The organism is Rhizobium sp. AG207R (genome assembly GCF_027109195.1).
Lineage (GTDB): Bacteria > Pseudomonadota > Alphaproteobacteria > Rhizobiales > Rhizobiaceae > Rhizobium > Rhizobium dioscoreae.
In genome coordinates, this window is record NZ_JAEPVT010000001.1 from 851315 (window position 1) to 877345 (window position 26031).

The following is a 26031-nucleotide window of genomic DNA, read 5'->3' on the forward strand; positions in this document are numbered from 1 at the left end:
GAGCTCATCGAGCGAGAGGCGGTCAATAGGAAGACGCCAATTGCTGGCTACCGCTCCAGCGCGCCCTTTCCGGCGAGAATATGATTGCGAAACTTCGCAATTCGCGCCGCCCGGGTTTCGGACTTCTTCACGGAGCCGAGGTTGATCACATAGCTTTTCTTTCGCCCCGGCGTCAGATCATGGAAAGCCTCCGCCAATTCGGGATCGGAATCCAGCGCCTCGATCAGCTCGTCAGGCAATTCGATATCGCTTTGTTCTTTCGGCGGCTTGATGCCGGCCTCGGCATAACCCATTGCCTCCTTCAGATAAGATCGGATGACGGGCTCCATTTTCGCCACGGCGTCATTGCTCACAAAGCGGATCATATCGGGATGCCGGGTATTCTGACCCTGCTTTTCGAGCACGCCCTCAGGGTCCTTCATCAGTGCCGCGTTGAAGAAAGTGAGGCGAAAATCGCCACGAAAGGCACCGATGATCACGATGTTGCGTCCCTCATGCATGTAGCACGGATGAGCCCACTTCACCGTCTCGACGAGCCCCGCCTCCAGGCAGATTCGACGCAGTTCGTTCAGACCGTCAATCCACAGCCTCGTCGAGCAGTCCGGCGTCGCAAAGCGTTTGCAGCGCCCACATCCCTTGGTAAAGAAGTCCTCGATATCGGTAATCATGTCCTCATCCACTTCATATTCCGGCCTTCTGAATCATCGACATCGTCAGCTCGAGCACGGCGTGGTGAAAGCAAGCGGCCGGACCATGCTCGCATGATTGTATTCCGGGCTTGCCAGCAATGGGTCTCACTTCACTTCTGCCAGCACCTGTTCAAGTCTTTCGAGGAACTGCCGCCATCCCGCCTTGGCACCGCCATAGGCCTGCTTCTGGTCCGGTCGGAAGCCGACCTGCTCCATGCGCAGATGGGTTCCCTTGTCCGTCTGCGTGAGCGTGAAGGTCACAACGCTCTTCAGATCGAAAGCCGGGTCATCATGTGCGAAATTCCATCGATAGGACAGCCTGGCGTTCGGCTCGACGACGAGCACTTCGCAATCCAGGACGCCACCCCAATCGCCACGAAAGCTAAACCGATGTCCCAGGATGGGAACGAAGTCGTTCTTCATCAACCACTCCGCGATCAGATGCGGCTGTGTGAGTGCACGCCAGACCTTTGCCGGCGGATGCGCAATTTCGCGCTCAACCACGACAGCGCGTACCTCGCCCGATACCGCTTTCATTGATCCATCCGATCGAGCAAATCTTCGAGATCACCGAACTTGTCTTCCCAGAAACCGGCCATTTCGCTCGTCCAGTCACGCAACGGCGCAAGAGCGTTTCGTTGCGCGCTATAATGCGTCTGGCGACCTTCGTGCCGGTCGCATACCAGCCCCGCCTGTTTCAGAACGGCGAGATGCTTTGAAACGCCCGGCTGGGAGACACCGGCATAAGCCGTAAGCGCGACGACGGTCTGATCGCCGTCACGGCACAATCGCTCGAATATCGCCCGCCGCGTCGGATCGGCGAGCGCTCGGAAAATGGGATCATGGGCGTTTGCCATACCGATTCATAACTCTTTGGCTATTGATTAGATCAATAGCTGACAGGCTATGAATAAGTCAAGCGCCGATCGGCGGCGCTATTCTCAGGCGCTCATGCTCAGCATGCGGAGGAAATCCACATCGTCGCCGATAAGGGCATCGACCAGCCGGTCCCTGACGCAGCCGCGGATCATGGGAAGCAGGTCGCGGCCACCCTGCCAGAACATGGCAAGCTTTTCCGGCAGCGGCAGGCTCAGACGCACTGCAATGCCGGCCTGCTGCAGCGCCTCTGCGTCAGTGCGGTGAAAGCGGTTCAATTCCAGCGAGACGCCATCAATGCCGCCGGCGCGCATCGAGGCGACGATGTCTACCGGACGATGGTGGAGGATCGCTTCCGTCTGAAGGCGCGGTTCGAGCTCTTTCACCCGCCGCAGATCGATATGATCAAAGGAGGATATGGCGACATGGTCAAACGCGTCGAGCTCTCGCAGTGTCGCGATCATGATATCGATGAGACGATCGGCACGCTCCGGCTCCTTCATTTCGATCGCCAGGCGGGTATCCGTTTGCTTTGCCCACAGCAGCGTATCGGCAAGCGTCGGCACGCGGGTTCCGGCGAAGCGCGCGTCGAATTTCGCGCCGGCATCAAGCGAAAGAATGTGCTGGAGATCGTGATCGGCAACGAAGCCGGAGCCATTGGTCGTGCGATCAAGCGTTCTGTCGTGAATCACGACGATCTGGTCGTCGCGCGTCAGCATAAGGTCGATTTCGCACTCGTTGGCGCCTGCGTTCACACCCGCCTGGAAGGCGAGAATAGTGTTTTCCGGGAAGCGCCGGCTGAAGCCGCGATGAGCGGCGATGCGGAGCGAACCATGACGAGCGGCGTGAAGGGGCAAAGGCAATGCAAGTCTCCTTGGAGGCGGTTCTTTAGGGGGCAAGCTAGTGAAGTGTCGGATCGAGAACATCGCGCAGATAGTCGCCAATCAGGCTGATCGACAGCGACAGGATGAAGATCACGATGCCCGGCAGGATGGCGATCCACCACTCGGTCATCACATAGTCGCGGCCAGCGCCGACCATGCTGCCGAGGCTGACAAGCGGCGGCTGGATGCCGAGGCCGAGAAAGCTCAACGCCGATTCCTGCAACAGGATTTCAGGCAGGACGATCGTGAGGTTGACGAGGACGACAGAGAGCGTGTTGGGCAAAACATGCAGGAAGGCGATGCGCCCCGTTCCCGCACCATTTCGTCTCAGCGCCGCGACATAGCCTCGCTCCAGCTCCAGCCCTGCCATGGTGCGCACCAACCGCGCGTAACGCTCCCAGCCGTAGAGGCCGAGCAACGCCATGAAAAGCCAGAGATTGTCGCCGAAGAAGGCGAGAACGGCGAGGGCAATGATGAGGAACGGCATCGAGGCCTGAAAATCGACCGCGACGCGGATCAGCATATCGGCAAATCCGCGACCGAAAGCGGCAAGCAGCCCAAGCACCGTGCCCAGCGCCAGGCTGATCGCCGACGCGCCGAGCGCGATCAGCAGGCTGGTGCGCAATCCATAGAAAATGCGGCTTAGAATATCGCGGCCAAGCTCGTCCGTGCCGAGAATATGCTTGAATGAGCCGCCGAACAGGATCGGCGGCGCCTTGCGGGCATGAAGATCGATCTGTGCAAAACCATGGGGCGCAAGGACATTGGCGAAGATCGCAACCGTGATGAAGGTTACGAGAACAATGGCGCAAATGGCCGTCATCAAATCGAACCGAAGCCTGGGTTGAAAAGATCGCTCCGATCTGGTTTTGCGAGGAACGTCGGCGCCGGTCGCTGCATTCGCCATGGTTTTACCTTTCGAGGCGGCCGATCAGGCCGATGCGCGATGCCGCAGACGCGGATCAGCGAGAATGTAGAGACAATCGATCATGAGATTGGCCGTCACCATCGTCGCCGTGATGAGCAGCACGATGGTCTGCACGATGTTCAGATCGCGCTGCGCGACGGAGGAGACGAGAAAGCGGCCGACACCCGGCCAGGCGTAAACACTCTCGACCACGGCCGCCCCGCCGATCATGCCACCAACAAGGAAGCCGAGCATGGTCAGAAGCGGCAAGGCCGCATTCGGCATGATATGCCGCCACAGAAGGGCGCTTTCGCCGATGCGTTTGGCGCGCGCCGCCAATATGAACCGCTGGCCCAGCACCTCCAGCACGCTCGAGCGGACGAAGCGGGCGATGATGCCGGCATTGTAAAGGCCAATGACCAGAACGGGCATGACGAGATGCGCCATCGTCGATCCCCCGCCGCTCGGCAAGATCCGCAGGGAGACGGCGAAAAGCTGGATGAGCAGGATGGCGATCAGGAAATTCGGAAGCGAATGCATCAGCACCGCAAGCGCCATGACAAAGCGGTCGATCAGTCCGCCGCGGTTGCGCGCGGCCAGAATGCCGAAGGGTACGCCGGCGCCGAACGCCAATATCAGGGCAGCGCCCATCAATTCCAGCGTCGCCGGGACTTTCGATAGAACCAGCGTCAGGGCATCCTGCCCGTTCAATAGCGACGTGCCGAAATCGCCGCGCAGGAGATGGCCGAGATAGGCGAAGTATTGAATGTAGAGCGGCTGATCAAGACCCCATTGCTGCCGCATCAGCGCCACGACTTCCGGCGGTGTCTCGATCGGCAAAAGGGAATGCAAGGGGTCACCGCTGACGCGCAGGATGACGAAGGTGAAGGTCATCGCCAGGAACAGGGTCACGAATGCTCGCAGAAACGCCCGCAGGATGGATTGAAGCATTGCCTATTCCTTCAGAGCGTTTCAAGCATGGCCGCTGCCTGCCGTACCCCACCGCGCCGCCCGCGAGGAACAGCGGACAGGAGCTTGGCGGTATAGGGGTGGACCGGGTTTGCGAAGACTTCCTCGGTCGGGCCGGTTTCCACGATCTGTCCCGCCTCCATGATCGCGACGCGATGCGAGACATGACGAACCACGCGCACGTCGTGGCTGATGAAAAGTAGCGACAGGCCGCGTGCCCGCTGCAGTTCGAGCAGGAGGTTGAGCACCTGGGCCTGCACGGAAACGTCGAGCGCCGAAACCGGCTCGTCGCAGAGCAGAATTTGCGGTTCGACCATGAGAGCACGGGCGATGGCGACGCGCTGACGCTGGCCGCCGGAGAGCTGATGCGGAAATTTCTGCAAGGCGGAGACCGGCAGGCTGACAGCTTTAAACGCCTCCGCCGCGCGATCGAGCCGGCTTGCCGGATAGCCTATGCCGTGGATGGTGAGCGTCTCCACCATCTGATGGCCGACGCTCCGGCGCGGATCGAGCGCACCCATCGTATCCTGCGAAATAACTTGCAGATGTTTTGCCAGACCGCGCCGGTTCGGCTTCATCAGGCTTTTGAAGGACTGACCGAATAGCGTGATTTCGCCTGATGTCGGCTCGCGGTCGCCGCAGAGCAAGGAGGCAAGCGTGGACTTGCCGCAACCGGACTCGCCGACAAGACCCAATGTTTCGCCGGGTCTCAATTCCAGGCTCACATCCTTGATCGCGTGAAATCCCTTGGCGCGCCCCGGCCAAAGGGAAAAACCCGGAGCATAGGAAAATTGCAGATCGCGGGCGGCAAGTGCAATTCTCGTCTCTGAATTGGCGGCGACTTGCTTCTCAGGCATTATGGGCACTCCATGGATTGAAGCAGGCAAGCGCCGCCGCACCGGCAATCAACGGCGGAACCATCGTCGCGCAATTCGGCTCCGCGCGTGGACAACGGGGCGCAAAGGCGCAGGCCTGCGGCAGGTCGTCATGCAGCTTCAGCTCGCCGGGGATATCCGCGAGCTTCTCAAGCGGCCTGCCCCGTCCGGGCATGGCCTCCAGCAACAGGCGCGTATAGGGATGGCGCGGATTGTCGTAGAGATCGTCCGTGCGATTGATCTCGACCAGGGAGCCCGCATACATGACCGCGATACGGTCGCAGACCTCCGAGACGAGATCGAGATCGTGGCTGATGAAGATCATGGGGATGCCGCGCTCGCGCACCGCCTTGACGAGGAGAGCGACGACCTGCGCCTGCACCGTCACATCAAGCGCCGTCGTGGGTTCGTCGGCGATAATCAATCGCGGCTGCATGGCGAGCGCCGTGGCGATCATCACGCGCTGGCACATGCCGCCGGAAAATTGCGCCGGATAGGCGTTGTAACGCGTCTCTGGCTGTGGAATGGCGACTTCCGCCAGAAGCCGGAGCGCCTCGTCCCTGGCTTCCCTTGTCGACATCCCGGCGCTGACGGCCGCCTCGGCGATCTGGGAGCCGATCGTGCGCACCGGATCGAGGCAGGAAACGGGCTCCTGAAAGATCAGCCCGATCGGGGGCAGCTTTACCCGTGACCGCGGACCGAACTCGGCCGCGTCGTACATGGCATCCTGGAAGGAAATATAGCCCGTGGCACTGGCGCTCGGCCCAAGAAGACCAGCAAGCGCGAGGCAGGTGAGACTCTTTCCCGATCCGCTCTCTCCGACAATGCCGAGGATCTCACCCTCGGCAAGATCGAAAGACACGTTGTTGACCGGATGAAACCGCCCCGCGCCCGTTCCGAACGAGATGCTCAGATTGTCGACCGAAAGAACTGGAACGCCCATCGCGAGGAAGCTCAGCTCTTCTGCTCTTCGAAGGAAAGGCTGCCCGCGCCAAGATCCATCTGGAAGGCCGGCAGAGGCTGCCACTTGATGCCCTTGCGGATGCCGAAGAAGACGGCATTCTGATGCAGGACGGTCTCGCCCGGATCCTCCCATTCGATCAGATGCAGCATGTCGCGGAAGATCTTGGCGCGGTCGGCCGGATCGACGGCCTGCTCCATCTTGGCGCCGAGCGCATCGAAATCGGGATTCTGCCAGATCTTGAACGAGCTCAGATTGCCGGCCGAGCTGAACTGCGTGAAGAAGGAGATATAGGGGTCGGGGACCTGGCCTGTGCTCGACCAGTTGCCGGTCGCGCGGGTTGGCGAGTTCTCAAACAGCTTGCCCGACTCCACGAACTTCATCTTGGCATTGACGCCGACAGCCTGCCACATGGCGACAACGGCCTGCGTCACCGGGTTTTCCGCCGTGTAGTAATTGTTCTGCGAGCGGATCTCGATCTCCTCGCCATTATAGCCGGCATCCTTCAGGAGCTGCATCGCGCGATCGGGATCGTACTGATAGGCCGGATAATCCTTGAGATAGACGGGGCCATAGAGCTCGAACTGCAGCCCGTTCGGTACTTTCGTGCGGCCGTTCCAGATCGTGTCGACGATCGCCTGGCGATCGATGGCGAGGATGAGTGCCTGGCGAACGCGCGGGTCCTTCAGCGCGGGATTGTTCTTGTCGAAGAACAGAATGCGATTGTTCGGAACCGGACCGCCGACGATCTCGTGATCGGTACTCGCGGTAACAACCGAGAGCTGGTCCGGCGGCAAGTCCGTCGCAATGTCGTAGTCGCCGGCCAGCAGGCCGGCAATGCGCGAGGAAACCTCCGGCACGATGCGCAAGGTCACGCGGTTGGCGGCCGGTTTGCCGCGATAGGCCTGATCGTGAGCGGCGAGAACGACGCTCTCATTGGCCGTATAGCTTTCGACCTTATAGGGGCCGGCGCCGACCGGCTTCTGCCGCCAGGTCGTCCAGTTGCCGCCGTTTTTCTGCCAGGCATCCTTGCTGATGACAACGGCCGCATAGGATGCAAGGCGCTGCAGGAAGATCGGGTCCTGGAACTTGGTGACGAAGCGGACCGTCAGCGGATCGACCACCTCGACATGGTCGAGGCTGGTGAAATTAGTGCGATAGGTCGGATAGCCCGGCGCGTCCTTGTTCAGGAGCCGCTCAGGGCCGAAGGAGAAGGCAACGTCTTCGGCGGTCATCTCCCGGCCATCATGGAAGATCACACCAGGGCGCAGCTTCATTTCGAGCACGGTCGAGGAGATCCAGGTCCAGGACGTCGCGAGATTGGGCTTGACCGAAAAATCGCCGCGCATGTCGAGCGCGAGCACAGTCTCGTGGATGGAATAGTTGTTGCGGAAGGCGACGTTGCTGGCGGCGTCGACGGGCTCCTGCGAGACCGGATTCATCTGAACGGCGATACGAAGTTCCGGCCTTTTATCGGCGTTTTCATCAGCGGAAGCGGACAGCGCCGGGATGAAGGCGGAGAGGCCGGCGCCGGCTCCCATAAGAAGGGTCGTACGACGGGTGACCGGGCTGTTGAGGCCGGTGAGCAGAAATTCGGACATCGGCACACTCTCCTATCAAATCTTTGCACAAACGTTTGCGCAAATAAAATACGGCCACTTGCGTTCAGAACCATCGTTTCTTCTACGCAAGGGAGAATGGCCGCAAGCTAGGCGAGCTCGATGACGCACGTATGACAAGTTCGGGAGTAACGAACCGGATCGGACGCTTTTCAACGCGCAGATCCGACGGAAGATTTGAAAGCTCAATCAGAAGATCAAGCGATGCTTCGCACAGTGCATCCGTCGGCTGTGCGACCGTCGTCAGAGGCGGGGCCCAATAGGCGGTATCGGGCACGTTGTCATAGCCGACCACGGAAATATCGGTGGGGATCCGAAGGCCGAGATCGCGCAGGAAAGCGACGACTTCGATCGCAAGCCCGTCGCTACCACAGATCAGCGCCGTCGGGCATTGCGGCGATGCCAAGATATCCGCAAGGAGCTTGCGGTCGCGCTCGCCCTTCTCAAAGGAAATGACGTCGCCGACAACCAAGCCCGCGCTGCTGGCAACCGCGTCCTGAAAAATCGACATCCGATCGCGAAGCGCGCTGCGACTGACGCGGTAGACGAAGGAGATGCGGCGGTGTCCGAGCTCCACCAGGTGATCGAACAGCAATCTTATGCCCTCCCGGTCGTCGGTGAGAACCGCGGGAAGCGGCCCCGTCAGTCCCGCGCCAAGCGTCACATGTGCCTTGCCCATGAGATCAAGGTGATCGCAGAGCGCTTGTTGGCCCGGAAGATCGCTGACCATGATGACACCATCGAAGAAATCCTGCTGAAACAGGCGCAGCTGGCCGGCGATCTCGCCGGCGTCCGCCTTAGCCTGCGCGACCAGCAGTTCCACGCCACGGCGCTGCGCCACGATTTGGAGGCGACTTGTCAGATGCGGCTGATAATGGCCGGAGAGGCTATTGACGATCGCCCCGAAGACACCGGTCCTGTGCGTCCGAAGCGATGTTGCCAGACGGTTGACGACATAGCCGACGCTGCTTGCCGTTGCCTTGACCCGCTCCTGCGTCTCCAGGCTGATGCGGCTGTCAGCCTGGCCGTTCAGGACGCGGGATACGGTCGTCGCGGACACGCCAGCCAGCCGGGCGACGTCCAGAATGCCGATTCTTTTGGGTGCTTTCATACAGTCTGCCGAAATTTTTCGCGCCGTGCCGCACCGGCGCCAGGGGGTTCGGGAACTCTTGCCCCACTTGCCTCGAGACGCAAGATCACATTTCGACTTGGAGGGAAATTTTCATAGGCGACCATGGATCACGAATTCCGCAACTGCTCTAAAGACTGCTAAATCAAAATGGCATTGCGCCCATCTTTAGGGCCCACAGAGCAATTCATGAGATCGTCACGACCGTGACGCAAAGTGGGATAAAGCCACCTAACTGGCCCAGCAGTCGGTTAGACACGGTTTTCAGTTTCAGCGCAAATTCCTGCCTGGAGTCTAATCCCAAATGCCGCAAAAGCTGTTGGCAGGCGATCAGCAAGCATTTTCCAGCCCGTAATGAAGGTCCTTTCTCATGACACGTCAACGTCGAAAACCCAGGAATGCCCAGCGCACCTACGGGGTGCTGGTCGGCAAGGTCGCCGATGGCACGATGAAGCCGTCAGGCTCCTCGCCGCATTACGAGATCTGGGTCAAAGCGAATGACGAGGATTTCCGCATTGCCGTCAATGTCCAGTCCGTTGATGGCAGCGAAGTGTTGGTTCACTACGACCCGGACTTCAAGGGCAATAGCGGCCACGACATTGCCGGCATCGCCGAAGGGCCTGCGGGTTTCAAGCCCTTGCAGAGCGGACCCGATGGAGAAGGTCTCGACTATATCCGAGATACGCTCTTCCCGATCGACGACATGACAGCCATTCCGGCCGATGGCGCGCAGCTGTCGCTCTCCAACATGCTCGACGCACAGATCGAACGCGCCAAGGCCGACACGGGCGCCGTCATCGTTGCCTTCGGTGAGTATTTTCAGGACCAGGGGAGCGACGAAACCTTTCATTTCAGCCCGGAACGCGGCGTCCACGATATCCACTTCATGCAAGGCAACTCCGGCAGTTTCGCCGATGACAATCGTGTCCACGGCGATGGCGGGCTATTCATACGTTTTACGGGCGGCGAGACCATCGCCCTGTTCGTGCGCTTTAGCGTGCAGGCGCTCAAGACGGACGAACAGACGGGGGCGCCGCTTAGCTGACGCACCTTGCTATCCAAGGTCTCGCGGCCAGGAGCGTCAGCACTGATTTCATGCCTGGCAGCAATCGTAGCAACTGGAGCAATCATCGAGGGAGAGGTCCAATGAACATCAGTCTGATCGTGCATCCCGGTGTGGATAGCGCTCTTATTGCCTGGCGCAGCGACTTCATCGACCAGTGCCGTGGCTTTGCCCTGCGACGAAAGATCAAGCGGGCAGCGGGAAGCCCGCAAAGCCCGAATACGATCTCGGATGTCGACCCCGACGGCTTTCACGAGGAGATCGTCGCGAGCTGGGTCGGCTTCGCCGACGGACCGGCGGTCGAGGAAGGCACGCGCAAGCCGACCACGGAGTGGCCGATCCAGAAATATCTCTGGTCCGATTTCGCCGTCAATCCCGGCGATGTCGTCGCCTATAAGGTCTCCGCCATGATCGGCCCCGAGACGGCATTGCGGGAATCGCCCGACCATGTATCGGACTGGAGCGATGCCGTGCAGATCGGAGCGGAAACCAGCGGCCATGTCAGCTGCTATTTCAACCGGGGCATCGTCGCCAGCCAATGGCTTGCCCGCCTATTGCCGGAAGAGGCTCCCACCACCAAGCTCAAGAAGGCGATCGCCAACCCGGAGGACCCAATCCGCCAGTTCCTCGCAGGGCCGATCCGCCACAAGCTGGTATCGCTCCTCAATGATGTCAGGTCGAATGGCGGCCATATCTATGCCGCCCTGTTCGAGCTGGATGATCCTGAGCTCATTCCGCTGCTGCAGGGCTTCAAGAAACGCGCCCATATCGTGCTGGGCAATGGCAGCGTCAAGAAAAAGGGAGAGGACGAAAATGAGGATGCCCGATCCGAACTGTCTTCCTGTGATGTCAGGGATCGCATGAGCGCGCCGCGGGCGTTGGCGCACAACAAATTCCTGGTCATCTGCAACGCCGACAAATCGCCCCAGGCCGTATGGACCGGCAGCACGAACTGGACAATGACCGGCCTTTGCACCCAGGCCAATAATGCGCTCCTGATCGACAACCCGGCCGTGGCGCAATTCTATCTCGATCAGTGGAAGACGCTGGCCGCCGACGGCAACGATTCCCCGCCCGCCCTCTATCAAGGCAATGCCGAGCCCCGAACAACACCGAAAGCCAAGAATACGACGGTCTGGTTCACGCCCATGCGCGAAGGGCTAGATCTAGAACAGGCAGGCGAGCTGATCCGTGGCGCCCAGCAGGGCATCCTGTTCGCCATGTTCAATCCCGGACCTCGCGGTACGCTTCTCAACGACATCATCGAGCTTGCCTCTCCCTCGAGCCCTTCGTTCAAACCCGATCTCTACATCCAGGGCGTGGTCAACCAGAATCCGGGTACGGCAAAGAACCCTGTCGTGCTGTTCAACAGAGGCGAGAGGATCGACGCCAATGCCGACGTCGTCCTGCCCGCCGCGATCCCCGGCCGTTTCGCCTATTGGCAGAAGGAAGTTCTGAAGCTGCCGACGGCTCACGCCATGGTCCATAGCAAGGTCGTCATCGTCGATCCATATAGCCCCAATCCCGTCGTCATGACCGGCTCCCACAATATGGGCCCGAAGGCGAGTGGCGTGAACGACGAGAACCTGGTAATCATCACTGGCAACGGCGATCTTGCCAGCCAATATGCCGGCAAGATCATGGAGATCTATGCCCAGTATCGCTGGCGGCAATCCGTGCAGAAGCAGGGCGGCACGCCGAAGTGGACCGGCCTGGCTGATGATGACAGCTGGCAGATCAAATCGCCGGATCAACCCTATGACAAGCGTCGCATACGCGAGCTCGACTTCTGGTTCGGCAACAATGACAACAACTGAGATCTGACGCGCGTCAGCCCTGGATCGCAGCAAACCTGCCGCGATCCTGGCTCGACTTTTTCGTGCATGTGTAATGCCGACGCAATCTTCGGCTTCTAGTGGCTTGGCAACAATCTGGATTTCCGAATGTTGCTTCGCTGCTCTCCTCCCATGCTTCTCCTTATCGGCGCTTTGGCGCTTACGGCGTGGCCTTTCATCGTCGTCAAAACCCATAGGGACGGATCGAGCGAGATGGTTGGTCAATATCACCGGCCACTCGCTGGCGTTCTTCGTCCCATACCCGAACGACAGTTCATTGCAGGATATGAGATTGCCGGCAACGCCGTGCCGCTCCACTTCGGTCGCAAGTTCCGCCAGGCTTCCGCGCTACATGGCGATGGCAGTTCGCCCGCAACGCGTGGCTATTTCGAAAGAGCGAGGATCCTTCTGTACATTCTGCGTTCGCGCCATTGGCGAAAAGCCTAACGAACCTTCGCAAGCCGACCGGCGAACATGAATGATCCCCCGTTTGCCCTCCTAAGTCGCCCGGGCTCTCAGCCGTCCATTCGGGTAGGTTAAATAAACCTCTGGTAGATGCTATAACTTACTCTACCGGCTTGGACGCCACCCCCGAGCCGGGCATTGCAGCGTCCGACGAGACTGCATGCCCTCGCAGTGTCGTCGGACACCCTCCCGTGAAGGAGCGGTTAATTCGACCGGCTCACGCTGCCCGCCCCGCCTTGCGGCCAGAGAAAATGCATCCTCCCAGGAAAGTGCCTTCCAGCGCATTGTAGCCGTGATATCCACCGCCGCCAAAGCCCGCCGCTTCACCGCAAGCATACAATCCCGGTATGGGCGCGCCGCTCTGTCCGAGCGCCTGGCTATTCAGATCGGTCTCCAGTCCGCCCAGGGATTTTCGCGTGAGAATGTTAAGGCGCACTGCAATCAGTGGGCCGGCCTTCGCATCCAATATGCGATGAGGTGGGGCCGTGCGCATGAATCGATCGCCGAGATAGCCGCGTGCCTGTCTCAAAGCGACGATCTGGGCATCCTTGGCAAAAGGATTGTCCAACTCGCGATCACGGGCTTCTATCTGGGAACGCAGATGCGCAAGGTCGAGCGGGTGGTCGCCGATACGGTTCATGCCGGCGACCAGTTCTTCCAGCGTTTCAGCAACGATGAAATCCCGACCCTTCGCCTTGAAGGCTTCCACCGGCGGCGGAGCCGACCGCCCCAAGCGGCTGCGCAGAAGGAGCCCGATGTCGCGTCCCGTAAGATCCGGATTCTGTTCGGAGCCCGAAAGGGCAAACTCCTTCTTGACGATCTTCTGCGTGGTGACGAACCAGCTGTAACCGTGACCGAGCTTGCAGATGTGCCGCAGCGTCGCAAGACTGTCGAAGCCCGGCAGGCAAGGCGCCGGCATGCGATTGCCATTGGCGTCGAACCAGAGGGAGGACGGGCCTGGCAGGATGCGGATACCGTGGTTCGGCCAAATCGGGTCCCAATTGGCAATGCCTTCGGTATAGTGCCACATCCGGTCGCCCTTGATCGACCGCGCGCCGGCCGCCTCGGCATGACCGATCATCAAGCCATCCACGTGATGAGGCACGCCGCTCAGCATCCGCTCCGGGGGTGCGCCAAGACGTTCGACAGGCCAGGCACGGCGAACCAGTTCCGGATTGCCGCCGATGCCGCCGCTTGCCACGATCACGGCACCCTCGATGCGGAAATCCCCCACGACATCACGGTTCGATTGCCAACCACGGGGGGTACCATCCTCCGCCAGAAGCTCGCCTTCCACGCCGGTTATACCATCGCGATCGCCGATCAGCCGCGTCACTCGCCGGCGGAACAACAGCTCGATTTTGCCTTCCCTCTCCGCCGCCAAAACCCGCTTTAGGAATGGATCGAGAACGCCGGGACCCGTGCCCCAGGTGAGATGGAAGCGCGGCACGGAATTGCCATGTCCGTCGGCAAGGCCTCCGCCACGTTCCGCCCAGCCGACGACGGGAAACCAGCGCATGCCGAGCCCATGCAGCCAGCTGCGCATTTCGCCGGCGGCAAAATTGAGATAAGCATCCGCCCAGGCACGCGGCCAGAAATCCTCGGCCCGGTCGAAACCCGCCGCCCCCAGCCAATCCTGACGGGCGAGATCGAGACTGTCGCGAATACGCAATCGCCTCTGTTCCGGCGTATCGATCATGAACAGCCCGCCGAGCGACCAGAAGGCTTGCCCTCCGAGGCTTGCACGCGGCTCCTGATCGACAAGGATCACCCGCTTTCGGCGCTCCATCAGCTCGCAAGCGGCAACAAGGCCCGAGAGGCCGGCTCCGACGATCACCACATCTGCACGACTGCTCATTCGTTCCCCCTCCGCGAATTGCATGTTAATGGGAGAGCTTAGTGGACCTTACGTAAAAGTAAAACGGATACCGGAGTTGAAGGGCATTGGGAATCGATCCACCAAGCCTGCATGTTGTCTCCATGAAACCTGCACGATGTTCATGTTGTCTTCCGACGCTGGCGGCGACCAATCGCCATTTTGTTGATGCGGCAGCCGCTGTTGACACGAAGGACCCTCGATAGGAATGCGGCCTTCCGTGGGACAGTGATGTGATGAACGATATCGGCAACCCCTCAAGGGAAACATCATGTACAAACAGAAGACGCCCACGCTTATCGATTGGCTTTCGATGTTGGTACGTCTGACGCCGATCATCATGGTTTACTTGTGGCCGACATTTCTTCGGTTCATTCTAGGCACTGTTCTTTGTGTCGCCCTCGCCGCGCTCATGTATCATTTGCTTGATGTGGAACTGTATTTTTCGGTGCAGGGCCCTTCTCCACAAGTGCCTCCGCTTCCTGGCGAGCGCTAATCCTTATCTTCGGAACGGAGAACTTTCCTCATTGCCGAGCCAGGATGGCGCCGCTTCCACAACGAAGCCTCGTCCCGCAATTGACTGCCGGAGGGAAATCACGACAGAGTAGGTGCTACACGGCCTTCTCCATCGCATCGGCTTGCCTGACATCGGAAAAGGCGCCATCCGATTGCTTAATCAAGAGAGGAGCAGCAGCCATGGGCAAGCTTCCCGATATGACGAAACACCGCGGCTTTCCTTCCGGCATGCCGGGTACGGGGGTGCAATTCACCATTCGCCGCGCAAATCCCAAGGGCGTGACGCCGATCAAGAAACTGCCGCGGCGTGCGCGGCCGGGATCACAGGAACATCTGATCGACGCCGCATTCCTGCACGCGCTCTGGCATCATTTCGGTGCCGAGCCCTTCGAGCGCGGCAATCTCGATGCCGCTCGGCTGAACCTCCTGTTCGGTCGCGAGGTGCTGCCCGCCGACAAGGATTTCGATCCGCTCTCCTATGAGGCCATGCTCGTTATCAACGAGAAAGTGGCGCGGGAAAGCTTCCCTGAAGCATTTGAAGATGTGATGGAAATCTGATGACACGCTGAAGTGCGCAGCCGTTCTGAGTAAGTCGTCAACACAGGCGCTGCGCGGCCGAATCGATATCAATAAGAATAGCTGCGGCCTTATGCACGGTTGCCTCCGGGCTGGAGTGCGCTAGCTTCCGGTGGTCGACACTCTCCATTCGAGGCTGACATGAGCGACGATGTCCTGCTGACGTTCAATGCCGGCTCCTCGACCTTGAAAATCGGGGTCTTCGAGCTGGCGACTGAAGGGGCAAGGAATGTCGGCCGCGGTAAGATCGATTTCGATCAGAGCCCGCTGATGCTCCGCTATTCCATCGGCACGGATAGATACGAGAAGACAATCAGGGGTGATAACGGCCCGCAGTTCGTCTCAGTGATCTCCGACACGCTGGATCATATGCTTGCTCATCTTCCCGGCAGGCTCCGGGCGGTCGCACATCGCGTCGTTCACGGCGGCATGGCGTTTCAGGAGGCTACCCTCTTGGATGAGGCTGCAATCGAGCGGATCGAGAAGCTTATTCCTCTTGCGCCTCTGCACCAGCCGCAGGCTCTGCGTGCCATTCGGTCGATGCAAACGCTGCGGCCGGACGTCCAGCAGACCGCCTCCTTCGACACGGCCTTCCATTCGTCGCAAGCCGACCTCGTGCGACGGCTGGCGATACCGCGCGCCATGCATGATGACGGCGTGCGCCGCTACGGCTTTCACGGGCTCTCCTATAAATACATCGCCGCGAAGCTTCGCGAGATCGATCCGGAGGCAGCGAAGGGCAAGGTTATCACCTGTCATCTCGGCAGCGGCGCCAGCTTGTGCGCGATGGAAAACGGCATTAGCCGCGACACGAGCATGGGTTTCTCGGCGCTTGACGGCATCCCCATGGCAACTCGCCCCGGCTGGCTGGATCCAGGCGCCCTGCTCTACCTCATGAGGACGGGAATGCCGCAGCCCGAACGGATCGAGGATTTCCTCTATCATCAATGCGGCTTGCTCGGCGTCTCCGGCATCAGCGGCGACACACGGGTTCTGCTCGATGACAAGAGCCCGAAAGCGGCCGAGGCCATAGATTTGTTCTGCCTGCGCATTTCAGGCGAAATCGGGCGGCTATGCGCAACGACCGGCGGTCTCGACGCCATCGTCTTCACCGCCGGCATCGGTGAAAACCAGCCGCAGATCAGGACGCGTGTCGCACGAAGGTTGCAGTGGCTGGGTATTGAGATCGATGAAGATGCAAACGACAGCAATTTGACCTCGATCAACGCGGCATCCAGCCGCGTGAAGCTATTCGTGATCCCGACCGACGAGGAACGTGTGATCGCCGAGGAGGCGCATGCCCTCATCGCCTGACAAAAACGAGGAGACGCAGATGAATGCCGTGACCACACCGCTTTCGCCCGAGGAACTCTCCCTGATCGACCGTTACTGGAAAGCGGCAAACTATCTGTCGGTCGGCCAGATCTATCTGATGGACAATCCGCTGCTGCGCGAACCGCTGAGACCGGAGCATATCAAGCCGAGACTGCTTGGCCACTGGGGCACGACGCCCGGCTTGAATTTCATCTACGTGCACCTCAACCGCATCATCAAGGCACGCGATCTCGACGTCATCTATATATGCGGCCCCGGCCATGGCGGCCCCGGCATGGTCGCCAACACCTATCTCGAGGGTACCTATAGCGAGATCTATCCGGATATCTCTGAGACGACGGAAGGCATGCAAAGGCTGTTCAAGCAGTTTTCCTTCCCAGGCGGCATTCCGAGCCACGCCGCACCGGAAACGCCCGGCTCCATCCACGAGGGCGGCGAACTGGGCTATGCACTGGTGCATGCCTACGGCGCCGCCTTCGACAATCCCGATCTGATTATTGCCTGCGTCGTCGGCGACGGCGAGGCCGAAACCGGACCTCTGGCTGCGAGCTGGCATTCCAACAAGTTCCTCAATCCGGCGCGCGATGGCGCGGTACTGCCCATCCTCCACCTCAACGGCTACAAGATCGCCAACCCAACGATCCTCGGCCGCGCAGATGACGACGATCTGCGCAAGCTACTCTCAGGCTATGGCTACGAACCCTTCTTCGTCGAGGGACATGAACCACCCGCCATGCATCAGGCGATGGCCGGCACGTTTGACCAGGTGTTCGACCGCATCCGCGACATACAAAGAAACGCACGCGAACAAACGTCGTCGGAAAGCATGCCGCGCTGGCCCATGATCGTGCTGCGAAGCCCGAAAGGCTGGACCGGCCCCAAGCAGGTCGATGGCAAGAAGGTCGAAGGATTCTGGCGCGCGCATCAGGTGCCGGTCGCCAATTGCCGCGGCGACGAGGCGCATCGCAAGATCCTGGAAGACTGGATGCGAAGCTACGATCCCGATGATCTTTTCGATCACAGCGGGCGGCTGAAGGAGGAGCTGCAAGCGCTGGCGCCGCGCGGCGAAAGGCGCATGGGCGCCAATCCCCACGCCAATGGCGGCCTGCTGCGCCAGGAGCTTCTGGTTCCGTCCATCGAAGATTACGCCGTGGAGATCGGCGAGCGCGGCAGCAAGCAGGTACAATCCACCGAAATCCTGGCGCACTACTTGCGCGACACGCTGAAGCTCAATGATGCCAAGCAGAATTTTCGCATCTTCGGCCCCGACGAGACGGAATCGAACCGGCTCGGCAGCGTCTTCGAAGCCACGAATCGGGTCTGGATGGAGGCGATCGAGGATTATGACGTCCATCTGTCCCGCGACGGGCGGGTGATGGAGGTGCTCAGCGAACATCTATGTCAGGGCTGGTTGGAGGGCTACCTGCTCACGGGTCGGCATGGGCTCTTTTCGTGCTATGAAGCCTTCATCCATATCGTCGATTCCATGTTCAACCAGCATGCCAAATGGCTGAAGGTTTCGCGCGAATTGCCCTGGCGCAAGCCGATCTCGTCGTTGAACTATCTATTGACGTCGCATGTCTGGCGACAGGATCACAATGGCTTTTCCCACCAGGATCCGGGCTTCGTCGATCTCGTCGCCAACAAGAAGGCCGACATCGTGCGCATCTATCTGCCGCCGGACGCCAATACGCTGCTGTGGGTCGGTGATCATTGCCTCAGGACCTATGACCGGATCAACGTCATCGTCGCCGGCAAGCAGCCGGAATCGCAATGGCTCGGCATCGACGAAGCGGCCGCCCATTGTAAGGCCGGCCTCGGCATCTGGGATTGGGCGAGCTACGAAGACAACACCATCGCCCCTGACGTCGTGATGGCCTGCGCAGGCGATGTCCCGACCATGGAGACGCTTGCTGCCGTCATGCTGCTGCACGAGGCGATCCCCGATCTCAAGATCCGCACGGTCAACGTGATCGATCTCCTGGCTCTGCAGGACCCACAACAGCATCCGCATGGTCTCGATCATGAGGCATTCGATCAGATCTTTACCACGGACAAGCCAGTGATCTTCGCCTATCACGGCTATCCCTACCTGATCCACCGCCTGACCTATCGGCGGACCAACCATGACAACATCCATGTTCGCGGCTTCATCGAAGAGGGTACAACGACCACGCCATTCGACATGACCGTGTTGAATGAACTCGATCGCTACCATCTCGCCTTGGAGGCGATCAATCGTATTCCCGGCCTATCGGAGAAGGTGCCGGAGGTCGTGGATGGCCTGAAGGCAAAACTCACCAAGCATCACGATTACGTCCGCCGGCACGGCGAGGATATGCCGGAAGTCTCAAATTGGCGGTGGAGGCGATAGAGCAGCCGGAAATACCGCGGTGCAGCGTTCCTGGATCTCAGGACTTGGATGCGTGCTGCGGCTTTCCCTTTTGCTTGGTCGAGGCCATGTCGTGAAGCTCCTTCTCGCTCATGGAGTCGACCATGCTTTTCGACGCACCCTTCAGTTCGCTCTTCTTTCGTTCGCCACGTTTGGCGGCAAGCGCCGCACCGGCGGCCATTTGCTGTGATTTCGACTTTGCTGGCATGATGACATCTCCTTTGGATGAGGTTGAAATTTTGCCGGCCTATCCGGCAAAGCGGACCAGCAGGATAACGAGGACTACGGCGGCAAGTCCGCCGATGAACACCAGACGCTGCCACCGTCGCTTCAGGATGATCTCGCCTTGGCGTGCATCTTCCGCGGAAAACGTGCGCGGTTCCTGTTTGTGCGCACCGTCTGGGTCTCTTCTGCTCATTGCAACCATCCCTCGGCGGCAGGAACCGCCGATCATGTCTGCCTGCAAAGCGTGGCTTACGACTGGTAGCTGCCAGTAAGGCTTGCCTCTGCAAGCATGTGTTTCTTCACTTTCTGCCACATGGCTTCCGCGCCAGCGGCTTCGGGAAGCGTCATCCGCGCTACATCGAGCGCGGCAAGCCGGAAAACGTACCGATGGGGCGGATCGCCTGCCGGAGGACGCGGACCGTCGTAACGGGCATTGCCGAAATCATTCTTATAGAAACGCAGCGCCTGCTCCTGCATCGCATCCACGTTTTCAACCAAGCCGCTCCACTCCGCCGGAATGTTGGCGATGCCGCAATGGCGGAATGTTCCCGCCGGCGCATCCGGGTCCTCGATGATCAAGGCGAAGCTCTGGGTCCCTTTGGGAGCGCCGCCCCAGGCAAGCGGCGGGAATATATTTTCTCCATCCAGAGCGTATTTGCTCGGTATCGGCGCATTCTCAGCAAAGACCTTGCTGATCAACGTCAAAGCCATTCGATCCTCCTCTTGCTGTCATGGATTCATGAGCCTGTGAACTTCTGAACCTAAAGTGGAACACATCAGAATCATTATTGTTCCCCATAGGGAACATTCGCACTCACCCGCAGTTGTGGGAGCGTCCATGAAGGAGGAAAAAATGACGGACGAACGGTTCGAGTGGATCAGCAAGAGGGCCTACGCCATTTGGGAAGCAGCCGGCCGTCCCTGGGGCTGCAGCCAGCATCACTGGGAGCAGGCGGCCAAGGAACGCGAGATCATGGAGAGAACGCGAGCCTCCGTGGACGGAGAAGAAGTGCTCGCAAGGTTTCGGCGAAGGGCTGCAACAAACCCACCCAAGAATGACGCTCGGGAATCCGAGGAAGACACCCCCTCCGAGGATCGCCGCGTCGGATAATTTTTCGGCAGTTCCGCTGGCAAGCCGTTCCCATGTCCGATCCCTCAAAGAGGAACGTATATCCGCGATACACATTGATCCCTATGAATTTCCAGAGCCCGCCCGCTAATTCTGCGTTCCGTCGCGGTTTGGTTGGGCTGGCGTGCTCTTTGTGCCTTGCTGGTTGTTCTCAGTGCGATCGGTTGGAGCGGGTGGTATGGATTGCCCTGCTGGCGGCGTATTGTCTATCGTGCCGGTCTGCGGCTGACCGCTTGAGGAACTTATTGTAGGCGCCGGGTTCTGCGGTTTGTTTGGTTCGATATAACGACCCCAAACTTCAACGCCCGCCCATACGATTGCCGCCAGAACCAATGCCGTGATCAAGATGGTAGACAGATGCGTGCCACGCACCCCCTGGCGGGCCTCGGTCGCGGACAATGGTTTCTTCTGATCCTGGGGCTTCTTCGGTTCCTCGAATGCCATGGCAGGCCTCCATCTCTACAAATTCCATATGGACCTAACAGAGACGCCGAAAGATGGTTCCATCAAAGGAGCACCTGCATCCGATCGGCATTAAACCGGAACAATGCGCGAAGCCCGGCGTTAGCCCAATGAGGTCGTAGATCGTGCCAAGCGGACGCGATGGTGCTGAAGAATATGGAGATTTTTCCGCTTTCTCTCCATAGCCAACGAAACGGCAGTCGAGCTTCCTACCCATCCGATCTGCGACCTTTCCAACATTCGAGGAGACGGAAAGGGAAGGGCCTTTGATGCTCTACCGTGTGGTCCCGGTCGTGTCCGACGACAATCCATACCGTCATCGAGGTGAACAATGACAAGGATTATCATCAGCGCGGTGTCGCCGAAGGAATCGTCGGCGTCAACACCATTATCTCCGCCCCGGTTTGATCGATTGCGCCTTTCGAACACCCGGATTGCGGTGGCCAAATACGCAGGCTTCCTGCTGATAACGGCGGTCGCGGCCGTCATGTCATCGAATTTCGTGTTCGCACAGCAATCGAACGACGATCGATGCAAGGCAGAGGATACCAACCGGCAGACTGACAACAGGCATGCGGAAAGCGGGCAGACGTCCACGCCGGACGGCAATCCCAGCCAGAAGCTGTCCGACTGCGGCGGCGTGCTGAAGCCACCGCCAGTTGGTGACAGCAAAATGGAAAAGCCCGCCCCGCAGGTCGGCAACATGCCTGTCATCAAGCCTGGCGACCAACCGAAAGAACAGCAAAACGGCCAACAGCCAGACAAATAGAGCCGATCTTTCCTACGGCTTTGGCTCCGGCTGCTCTATGGGACCGTGCGTAACGGCGCCAGAATCTCGATGATCGCTCGACGTAAACGGCTTAATGACGAGAATCCCCAGAATGGACGCGATCATCAAGCCGAAAATGAGGAGCAGCAGCATTCGCATGTCGAAGTCCTGATCCTACGAGGATTTGCGCACGGTAAGATTGCTGTCATGCCCAATTATGCCGCTGGCTTGCCGGGAGATCGCCTCGGCGCGCTGCTTGGCTTCGTGATTTTCAACAGACCCTTCGACAATGACTCGCCCGCGACTGACAGTGACGAAGATGCTCGCCTCGTTTAGCAATCGGTCGCCCTTCAGCCTGCCTTCGATCTCGGTACGAATTTCCTCATCGGTCCTTTCCGTGGTCGGCGTGGAGGTTCTGGCTGACGGGTCTTCGGAGATTCTGTCGCCCCCGGCCTCCCCTGATCCGGAGGTCGTCCTGACATGGGAAATCCTGACGGAAATTTCATCAGCCGTTTGCTCGCGCTGCCGATCGGATTCGGCTGAATCCTCGCAGCGTGCGTCATCCGTACCATATTCAGGCCGAATTTCCTTTGACGGATGTCGCCTCGTCTCCTCGGCTGCGACATCCCCCGAGCCACCGGCGGCCTGATCAAGCGCCTGAAGGGTGCGTATATCGCCGCGATCCGGAGAATTCTTTGCCCTTGTCTGTTGCTTGGCTTCGGTCATGGTTTTCTCCCTCCGTAATTAGGGACAAACTTTCACCGCTCCGGAATGTTCCGATGTGGGGGTCGTATCAAGTTCCACTCGTCAGCATTTCCAAAGACACGACCTTATAACGCTCTTGAAGGGATGCCAGCAGCCGCGCACCGCCGCCATCCAGTCCTGCCTGCCGCCACCGCACCTCGTAGGAAATATGCGCAGTGGCCTCGGTCGAGCCCGCCGCCTTGCCGACAAAAAAGAAGACATATCCGAGCGGTTCAAGCGCTGCCTGCATATCGGAGATCCCAACGCCGGCATCGCAAGGCAGCTCTATCACGATACGCGCCTTCTGCCTGCGAGGGATCAACCTATCGAACTGTTTAAACGGCGAGAGCACCACGAAGGCGATGAGGGCGCCGGCCGAACCGACAACGAGTTGACCGCCGCCGATGCATAGGCCAACGGCCGTCATGATCCACAGGGTCGCAGCTGTCGTTACGCCCGTGACGAGATCTCCGCGCTTAAGGATGGCGCCGCCGCCGATGAAGCCGACGCCGGTCAGGACGCCGAGTGGAAAGCGCAGCACATCCATCGAGGCAAACGATTGTGACGTCTTGCCCAATGTGGACAGTAGGAGGTTAGCCTGGATCATCGACAGGCACGCGGCAAGCCCGACAAGGATCGTCGTGCGAAACCCCGCCGCATGCCCGCCCATCTCTCGATTGATGCCGATCAACCCTCCGGCAATGACAACCAGCACCAGACGGACAACAGTATCCAGCCAGTCCATCTCCACCCGCATGATATCGCTAAAGTCAGGCACGATGTCCTCCCAGAATGGGTCACCACCGGGATTTTTCAGTTGGGGAACATCGCAGACGGCGTTTCGTTCCATCGCCGACGGAAGCGCTCACGAAAAGCGCAATAAAGGCAGCATGATGATTTCGAGCTCTCTTGTCAGTTCGAGGGAAAGCGCTTAGCCAGAGGATCGCTCGCGCCACCATACCGCGAACCGCTTCCTGCAATGGCAAGCGACCGTATCGATTCGACATACCCTGCGAGGCCATATGATTTCCGGAAACCGTGAGAAGGGACCCATTGCAGGGATCGCACTCGCCTGCGCGGGATATGCCTGCTTTTCCCTTCAGGACGCGATAGTGAAGTGGCTGGTCGCCAGTTACGAAGTACCGGAGATCCTCTTCATGCGCAGTCTGGTCATCGTGCTGGTCGCAGGCGTGCTCGTCCGTTATCGGCGCCATCCCTCAATTTTCAAAAGCCCCTATCGCGGCACGGTCGTCCTGCGCGCCGGGCTGATGCTGCTTGCCTGGCTGCTCTTCTACAATGCGGCCCGCTATCTGGGTCTGGCAGAACTGACGACACTATACTTTTCGGCGCCGATGATCGTCGTGATTCTATCGATCTTCGTTCTCAAGGAGAAGGTCCATGCGGGCCGCTGGATCGCCTGCATAGGAGGCTTCATCGGGGTGGCGATCGCGGCAAATCCAAGCCATTCGCCCAACCTCCTGCCCGCCGCCATGTGCATCGTCGCGGGTTTTTGCTGGGCTTGGAGCACGATCCTGATCCGACTCGTCAGCCGAAGCGAGACCACGCTTACCCAGATGTATGCCACGAGCCTGATATTCGGCATTGCCTGCGCCCTGTCCTTTCCATGGACATGGAAGACCCCTGACGCGAGCGGCTGGGCACTGATGCTGACCCTCGGCATTATCTCGACGATTGGGCAGTTTCTGCTCTATGAAGGCTTTCGATACGCACCCGCTTCGACGCTGGCGCCCATCGAATATAGCGGCCTCGTTTGGGCTTTCGTGTACGGCTATGTGATCTGGGCCGAGGTTCCGGCGACGAACGTCTTTGCCGGCGCCCTCCTCATCATCGCCTCAAGCTTCCTGCTTATCCTGTGGGAGCGCCGCATGGCACGCCCACCGGAAGAACGTGAAATACTGAGACGCCACCGATAGATGGTCCGCCTGCACTCGAAACCACGAGCCAGATGCGCGAAAGCGGATGGCGGCTTTACGACGAGGATACCGAAGATCAGGACGTTAAGTGGCTGAAGCCGCTCCGCCGGATCGCGCCACAGTCCGGGTCTTTGAGCTGGGACATACCGTTGTCCCGAAAAGCCATCAGATTGCTTTGCCGCCAGTCAGCCGGGCTGCGCGCTGCATGCGGTTCACCTCCAAAGCTCGCTGAAAATCCAGATCGGTTTGCGCGTGATGACGGAGATCATCAAGAAACTGAGAGACGCCATCAAGCGTATCGACGACGACATATCGCAAACCGCCACCAGCATCGATCAGGTCATGGCTGACGCTCACGCCGAAACCACCGGTGACCTTGCGAAACCACGCTGAGCGCCAGCGCTTGAAACCGTCGGGATCCGACTGAAACTCCGCAAGCAGGATCTTTTGCTGGTCAAGCCGCGCGAGGAACGCCTCAACCACGCCCTGCGTGCCGGCCTTCGGCTTCTCAGCCTTCCTTGCAATCCATTTTTCAAGAAACTGAAACGCCGGCCGCGGAGCCGTCGCTTCATCATGATCGATAACCGTCTCGGAATCCGATGTCGGAAGCGCCGCGCGATCCGCGAGCTGAGACGCGCTTGGCTGCGTTTCCTGCTCCATTGCCAGGGTCTGCTTGAGATCGGCTGCAAGCTCTCCCCAGATCGATCTTGCCGATTCGACTGGCTTTGCTTTTGTTCGACGGGAGGATTTGATTTCGATAACGAAGGGCTTTGTCTGTTTAACCATGATATTTCAGTGTGTGCTCGACGACGGAGCGCAGTTGATGGACAATCAGCATTGATGAGAGGCTTGCATTCTCTGAGAGCAACGACCGTCGCGCGGCGATCGCTTGCGATCATTATGGGCTAGGGCCGTACACCAAACCGATCGATGAAGCAATCTCGTCGCTCCGTCAAAAATAAACTTCAGCGCCTCGGGACCTGATCTACAACAAAAGCAAGACAGGCATGTAGCAAAGGTGAAGAAGATCCACCACCTGAAGCAGCATGCACTTTCCGCCTGCAAGCTGAAACTCGCGTCTGCGCATTGCAGATCCCACATCGTGTCGCTATGTTCTAAGAAGGCACACGAACAGCAAAGGAGGTTGCCTATGTCATCGCGGGACGCCTGATCCAGCAATACCAAGACTTCTGCCTTTCCAAAGGCATCAAATTCACACGCATAGATTCCGTACGGCCGCACGATAATACCACGCTCTTCTGCAGCGCTGGGATGCAGCAGTACAAACCACTCTTCTCCGATCCATCCTACATTGGAACCGTTGCGAACTCTCAGGCCTGCCTGAGAATGGGCGATCTCGACGAAATCGGGGACGGCACCCATTTCCTCCACTTCACGATGCTAGGGCTTTTCTCGTTTCGAGAACTGACCGTCGGCGACGCCATCGACTTCTGGATCGAGTTTCTCGGGACGCTCGGCCTGGTCCCGGACCATGTCACGATCCATCCAGACCGACTGGAGGATTGGACGCCGCTTTATCGGGATCGCATTCCTATCGTTCCGGATGAAGAATGCACCTGGAGCGACGGCAACGTCAGCGGCTACTGCACCGAGTTCTACAAGGATGGCATCGAGATCGGGAATATCGTCAATCCGCTCGGAACCTGTATCGACGTGAACTGCACCCCGTTCTGACCGGACAGTCGGCATAAGCAGAAAGGCTCAAGCACAGGCTTGAGGACATGCTTATGTCTAACGAGTATCGACACGTTGAACTGCTGACGGGTGATGTCCGGCGCAG

Annotated in this window: 27 protein-coding genes and 1 pseudogene; 10 read left to right on the forward strand and 18 right to left on the reverse strand. The window is 59.3% G+C overall.

Annotated features, from left to right (window positions below):
• Nucleotides 1–47: 47 nt before the first annotated feature.
• The 10 genes from JJQ51_RS03765 to JJQ51_RS03810 all read right to left on the reverse strand — a co-directional run bounded on the left by JJQ51_RS03765 (nucleotide 48) and on the right by JJQ51_RS03810 (nucleotide 8891).
• The gene (locus JJQ51_RS03765) at nucleotides 48–668 is read right to left on the reverse strand and encodes a YdeI/OmpD-associated family protein (protein WP_269244335.1); all 621 of its coding nucleotides are present in this window, start codon (nucleotides 666–668) and stop codon (nucleotides 48–50) included.
• A gap of 126 nt (nucleotides 669–794) precedes the next feature.
• Complete coding sequence (locus JJQ51_RS03770) at nucleotides 795–1226, reverse strand: SRPBCC family protein (protein WP_113353295.1); 432 nt, start codon at nucleotides 1224–1226, stop codon at nucleotides 795–797.
• A complete protein-coding gene (locus JJQ51_RS03775) occupies nucleotides 1223–1546 on the reverse strand; it encodes an ArsR/SmtB family transcription factor (RefSeq protein WP_113395096.1) in 324 nt (107 codons plus the stop codon). Before JJQ51_RS03775 ends, JJQ51_RS03770 begins: the two co-directional genes overlap by 4 nt.
• Nucleotides 1547–1630: 84 nt before the next feature.
• The gene (locus JJQ51_RS03780) at nucleotides 1631–2428 is read right to left on the reverse strand and encodes a glycerophosphodiester phosphodiesterase (RefSeq protein ID WP_269244336.1); all 798 of its coding nucleotides are present in this window, start codon (nucleotides 2426–2428) and stop codon (nucleotides 1631–1633) included.
• A 37-nt stretch (nucleotides 2429–2465) separates the two neighbouring features.
• Nucleotides 2466–3356, reverse strand: coding sequence for an ABC transporter permease (locus tag JJQ51_RS03785; protein WP_113395097.1), 891 nt, complete (start codon nucleotides 3354–3356; stop codon nucleotides 2466–2468).
• Between the two features lie 24 nt (nucleotides 3357–3380).
• Nucleotides 3381–4307, reverse strand: coding sequence for an ABC transporter permease (locus JJQ51_RS03790; RefSeq protein ID WP_113331181.1), 927 nt, complete (start codon nucleotides 4305–4307; stop codon nucleotides 3381–3383).
• 11 nt (nucleotides 4308–4318) lie between these two features.
• Entirely contained in the window at nucleotides 4319–5182 is an 864-nt protein-coding gene (locus JJQ51_RS03795) for an ATP-binding cassette domain-containing protein (protein WP_113395098.1), read from the reverse strand.
• The gene (locus tag JJQ51_RS03800) at nucleotides 5175–6143 is read right to left on the reverse strand and encodes an ABC transporter ATP-binding protein (RefSeq protein WP_113395099.1); all 969 of its coding nucleotides are present in this window, start codon (nucleotides 6141–6143) and stop codon (nucleotides 5175–5177) included. The genes JJQ51_RS03795 and JJQ51_RS03800 overlap by 8 nt, the downstream gene beginning before the upstream one ends.
• Nucleotides 6144–6154: 11 nt before the next feature.
• Nucleotides 6155–7762 (reverse strand): ABC transporter substrate-binding protein, encoded by a 1608-nt coding sequence (locus JJQ51_RS03805; protein WP_113395100.1) that lies wholly within the window; start codon nucleotides 7760–7762, stop codon nucleotides 6155–6157.
• An 82-nt stretch (nucleotides 7763–7844) separates the two neighbouring features.
• Complete coding sequence (locus JJQ51_RS03810; RefSeq protein ID WP_269244338.1) at nucleotides 7845–8891, reverse strand: LacI family DNA-binding transcriptional regulator; 1047 nt, start codon at nucleotides 8889–8891, stop codon at nucleotides 7845–7847.
• Between the two features lie 388 nt (nucleotides 8892–9279).
• Here JJQ51_RS03810 and JJQ51_RS03815 point away from each other — a divergent pair, with 388 nt between their 5' ends.
• Nucleotides 9280–9954 carry a DUF2278 family protein gene (locus JJQ51_RS03815; protein ID WP_152093979.1) on the forward strand — a complete coding sequence of 225 codons (675 nt, stop codon included), beginning with the start codon at nucleotides 9280–9282 and terminating at the stop codon, nucleotides 9952–9954.
• Nucleotides 9955–10055: 101 nt separating this feature from the next.
• Nucleotides 10056–11789 (forward strand): phospholipase D-like domain-containing protein, encoded by a 1734-nt coding sequence (locus JJQ51_RS03820; protein ID WP_152093978.1) that lies wholly within the window; start codon nucleotides 10056–10058, stop codon nucleotides 11787–11789.
• A 700-nt stretch (nucleotides 11790–12489) separates the two neighbouring features.
• Here the strand turns inward: JJQ51_RS03820 and JJQ51_RS03825 are convergent.
• Nucleotides 12490–14130 carry an FAD-binding dehydrogenase gene (locus JJQ51_RS03825; protein ID WP_269244339.1) on the reverse strand — a complete coding sequence of 547 codons (1641 nt, stop codon included), beginning with the start codon at nucleotides 14128–14130 and terminating at the stop codon, nucleotides 12490–12492.
• A 289-nt stretch (nucleotides 14131–14419) separates the two neighbouring features.
• Between JJQ51_RS03825 and JJQ51_RS03830 the strand changes: the two genes are divergently transcribed.
• The 4 genes from JJQ51_RS03830 (at nucleotide 14420) to JJQ51_RS03845 (ending at nucleotide 18949) form a co-directional block, all read left to right on the forward strand.
• Complete coding sequence (locus JJQ51_RS03830; protein ID WP_113353305.1) at nucleotides 14420–14644, forward strand: hypothetical protein; 225 nt, start codon at nucleotides 14420–14422, stop codon at nucleotides 14642–14644.
• Between the two features lie 200 nt (nucleotides 14645–14844).
• The gene (locus JJQ51_RS03835) at nucleotides 14845–15222 is read left to right on the forward strand and encodes a hypothetical protein (protein WP_112723816.1); all 378 of its coding nucleotides are present in this window, start codon (nucleotides 14845–14847) and stop codon (nucleotides 15220–15222) included.
• A 159-nt stretch (nucleotides 15223–15381) separates the two neighbouring features.
• Nucleotides 15382–16554 carry an acetate/propionate family kinase gene (locus tag JJQ51_RS03840; RefSeq protein WP_269244340.1) on the forward strand — a complete coding sequence of 391 codons (1173 nt, stop codon included), beginning with the start codon at nucleotides 15382–15384 and terminating at the stop codon, nucleotides 16552–16554.
• Nucleotides 16555–16573: 19 nt separating this feature from the next.
• Nucleotides 16574–18949, forward strand: coding sequence for a phosphoketolase family protein (locus JJQ51_RS03845; protein ID WP_113331322.1), 2376 nt, complete (start codon nucleotides 16574–16576; stop codon nucleotides 18947–18949).
• Between the two features lie 37 nt (nucleotides 18950–18986).
• Here the strand turns inward: JJQ51_RS03845 and JJQ51_RS03850 are convergent, their stop codons facing one another.
• From JJQ51_RS03850 to JJQ51_RS03860, 3 genes are read right to left on the reverse strand one after another with little or no spacing between them, the layout of a single operon-like run.
• Nucleotides 18987–19175 (reverse strand): DUF3008 family protein, encoded by a 189-nt coding sequence (locus JJQ51_RS03850; protein ID WP_095438378.1) that lies wholly within the window; start codon nucleotides 19173–19175, stop codon nucleotides 18987–18989.
• A gap of 39 nt (nucleotides 19176–19214) precedes the next feature.
• The gene (locus JJQ51_RS03855) at nucleotides 19215–19385 is read right to left on the reverse strand and encodes a hypothetical protein (protein ID WP_173004547.1); all 171 of its coding nucleotides are present in this window, start codon (nucleotides 19383–19385) and stop codon (nucleotides 19215–19217) included.
• A gap of 56 nt (nucleotides 19386–19441) precedes the next feature.
• Nucleotides 19442–19903: a YbhB/YbcL family Raf kinase inhibitor-like protein gene (locus tag JJQ51_RS03860; RefSeq protein ID WP_113331190.1), complete on the reverse strand. Its 462-nt coding sequence runs from the start codon at nucleotides 19901–19903 to the stop codon at nucleotides 19442–19444.
• A gap of 142 nt (nucleotides 19904–20045) precedes the next feature.
• Between JJQ51_RS03860 and JJQ51_RS03865 the strand changes: the two genes are divergently transcribed.
• On the forward strand, nucleotides 20046–20303 hold the full coding sequence (locus tag JJQ51_RS03865; protein ID WP_113331323.1) for a DUF2934 domain-containing protein: 258 nt from the start codon (nucleotides 20046–20048) through the stop codon (nucleotides 20301–20303).
• 105 nt (nucleotides 20304–20408) lie between these two features.
• On the opposite strand, the gene JJQ51_RS03870 is transcribed toward JJQ51_RS03865, so the two are convergent.
• Entirely contained in the window at nucleotides 20409–20765 is a 357-nt protein-coding gene (locus JJQ51_RS03870) for a hypothetical protein (protein ID WP_113331191.1), read from the reverse strand.
• A 349-nt stretch (nucleotides 20766–21114) separates the two neighbouring features.
• On the opposite strand from JJQ51_RS03870, the gene JJQ51_RS03875 reads away from it, so the two are divergent.
• Nucleotides 21115–21552, forward strand: coding sequence for a hypothetical protein (locus JJQ51_RS03875; RefSeq protein WP_113353310.1), 438 nt, complete (start codon nucleotides 21115–21117; stop codon nucleotides 21550–21552).
• A 174-nt stretch (nucleotides 21553–21726) separates the two neighbouring features.
• On the opposite strand, the gene JJQ51_RS03880 is transcribed toward JJQ51_RS03875, so the two are convergent.
• Both JJQ51_RS03880 and JJQ51_RS03885 read right to left on the reverse strand, forming a co-directional pair.
• Nucleotides 21727–22278, reverse strand: coding sequence for a BON domain-containing protein (locus JJQ51_RS03880; RefSeq protein WP_269244341.1), 552 nt, complete (start codon nucleotides 22276–22278; stop codon nucleotides 21727–21729).
• 67 nt (nucleotides 22279–22345) lie between these two features.
• On the reverse strand, nucleotides 22346–23074 hold the full coding sequence (locus JJQ51_RS03885; RefSeq protein WP_371864842.1) for an MgtC/SapB family protein: 729 nt from the start codon (nucleotides 23072–23074) through the stop codon (nucleotides 22346–22348).
• Nucleotides 23075–23318: 244 nt separating this feature from the next.
• Between JJQ51_RS03885 and JJQ51_RS03890 the strand changes: the two genes are divergently transcribed.
• Complete coding sequence (locus JJQ51_RS03890) at nucleotides 23319–24230, forward strand: DMT family transporter (RefSeq protein ID WP_113331196.1); 912 nt, start codon at nucleotides 23319–23321, stop codon at nucleotides 24228–24230.
• A 165-nt stretch (nucleotides 24231–24395) separates the two neighbouring features.
• Here JJQ51_RS03890 and JJQ51_RS03895 read toward each other — a convergent pair whose 3' ends face one another.
• Entirely contained in the window at nucleotides 24396–25016 is a 621-nt protein-coding gene (locus tag JJQ51_RS03895) for a hypothetical protein (protein ID WP_113331197.1), read from the reverse strand.
• Between the two features lie 369 nt (nucleotides 25017–25385).
• Here JJQ51_RS03895 and JJQ51_RS03900 point away from each other — a divergent pair.
• A pseudogene (locus JJQ51_RS03900) lies at nucleotides 25386–25907 on the forward strand (alanine--tRNA ligase-related protein); the annotation flags it as partial.
• Between the last annotated feature and the right edge of the window lie 124 nt (nucleotides 25908–26031).

What these genes read in the sequence shown, in the direction of transcription:
- JJQ51_RS03845 (WP_113331322.1), top strand. Translation starts at nt 16,574, where the DNA reads ATGAATGCCGTGACCACACCGCTTTCGCCCGAGGAACTCTCCCTGATC.
- JJQ51_RS03870 (WP_113331191.1), bottom strand. Translation starts at nt 20,765, where the DNA reads ATGGCATTCGAGGAACCGAAGAAGCCCCAGGATCAGAAGAAACCATTG.
- JJQ51_RS03890 (WP_113331196.1), top strand. Translation starts at nt 23,319, where the DNA reads ATGATTTCCGGAAACCGTGAGAAGGGACCCATTGCAGGGATCGCACTC.
- JJQ51_RS03865 (WP_113331323.1), top strand. Translation starts at nt 20,046, where the DNA reads ATGACGGACGAACGGTTCGAGTGGATCAGCAAGAGGGCCTACGCCATT.
- JJQ51_RS03880 (WP_269244341.1), bottom strand. Translation starts at nt 22,278, where the DNA reads ATGACCGAAGCCAAGCAACAGACAAGGGCAAAGAATTCTCCGGATCGC.
- JJQ51_RS03860 (WP_113331190.1), bottom strand. Translation starts at nt 19,903, where the DNA reads ATGGCTTTGACGTTGATCAGCAAGGTCTTTGCTGAGAATGCGCCGATA.
- JJQ51_RS03800 (WP_113395099.1), bottom strand. Translation starts at nt 6,143, where the DNA reads ATGGGCGTTCCAGTTCTTTCGGTCGACAATCTGAGCATCTCGTTCGGA.
- JJQ51_RS03790 (WP_113331181.1), bottom strand. Translation starts at nt 4,307, where the DNA reads ATGCTTCAATCCATCCTGCGGGCGTTTCTGCGAGCATTCGTGACCCTG.
- JJQ51_RS03875 (WP_113353310.1), top strand. Translation starts at nt 21,115, where the DNA reads ATGACAAGGATTATCATCAGCGCGGTGTCGCCGAAGGAATCGTCGGCG.
- JJQ51_RS03795 (WP_113395098.1), bottom strand. Translation starts at nt 5,182, where the DNA reads ATGCCTGAGAAGCAAGTCGCCGCCAATTCAGAGACGAGAATTGCACTT.
- JJQ51_RS03810 (WP_269244338.1), bottom strand. Translation starts at nt 8,891, where the DNA reads ATGAAAGCACCCAAAAGAATCGGCATTCTGGACGTCGCCCGGCTGGCT.
- JJQ51_RS03895 (WP_113331197.1), bottom strand. Translation starts at nt 25,016, where the DNA reads ATGGTTAAACAGACAAAGCCCTTCGTTATCGAAATCAAATCCTCCCGT.
- JJQ51_RS03765 (WP_269244335.1), bottom strand. Translation starts at nt 668, where the DNA reads ATGATTACCGATATCGAGGACTTCTTTACCAAGGGATGTGGGCGCTGC.
- JJQ51_RS03815 (WP_152093979.1), top strand. Translation starts at nt 9,280, where the DNA reads ATGACACGTCAACGTCGAAAACCCAGGAATGCCCAGCGCACCTACGGG.
- JJQ51_RS03830 (WP_113353305.1), top strand. Translation starts at nt 14,420, where the DNA reads ATGTACAAACAGAAGACGCCCACGCTTATCGATTGGCTTTCGATGTTG.
- JJQ51_RS03785 (WP_113395097.1), bottom strand. Translation starts at nt 3,356, where the DNA reads ATGGCGAATGCAGCGACCGGCGCCGACGTTCCTCGCAAAACCAGATCG.
- JJQ51_RS03820 (WP_152093978.1), top strand. Translation starts at nt 10,056, where the DNA reads ATGAACATCAGTCTGATCGTGCATCCCGGTGTGGATAGCGCTCTTATT.
- JJQ51_RS03840 (WP_269244340.1), top strand. Translation starts at nt 15,382, where the DNA reads ATGAGCGACGATGTCCTGCTGACGTTCAATGCCGGCTCCTCGACCTTG.
- JJQ51_RS03775 (WP_113395096.1), bottom strand. Translation starts at nt 1,546, where the DNA reads ATGGCAAACGCCCATGATCCCATTTTCCGAGCGCTCGCCGATCCGACG.
- JJQ51_RS03805 (WP_113395100.1), bottom strand. Translation starts at nt 7,762, where the DNA reads ATGTCCGAATTTCTGCTCACCGGCCTCAACAGCCCGGTCACCCGTCGT.
- JJQ51_RS03835 (WP_112723816.1), top strand. Translation starts at nt 14,845, where the DNA reads ATGGGCAAGCTTCCCGATATGACGAAACACCGCGGCTTTCCTTCCGGC.
- JJQ51_RS03850 (WP_095438378.1), bottom strand. Translation starts at nt 19,175, where the DNA reads ATGCCAGCAAAGTCGAAATCACAGCAAATGGCCGCCGGTGCGGCGCTT.
- JJQ51_RS03770 (WP_113353295.1), bottom strand. Translation starts at nt 1,226, where the DNA reads ATGAAAGCGGTATCGGGCGAGGTACGCGCTGTCGTGGTTGAGCGCGAA.
- JJQ51_RS03855 (WP_173004547.1), bottom strand. Translation starts at nt 19,385, where the DNA reads ATGAGCAGAAGAGACCCAGACGGTGCGCACAAACAGGAACCGCGCACG.
- JJQ51_RS03825 (WP_269244339.1), bottom strand. Translation starts at nt 14,130, where the DNA reads ATGAGCAGTCGTGCAGATGTGGTGATCGTCGGAGCCGGCCTCTCGGGC.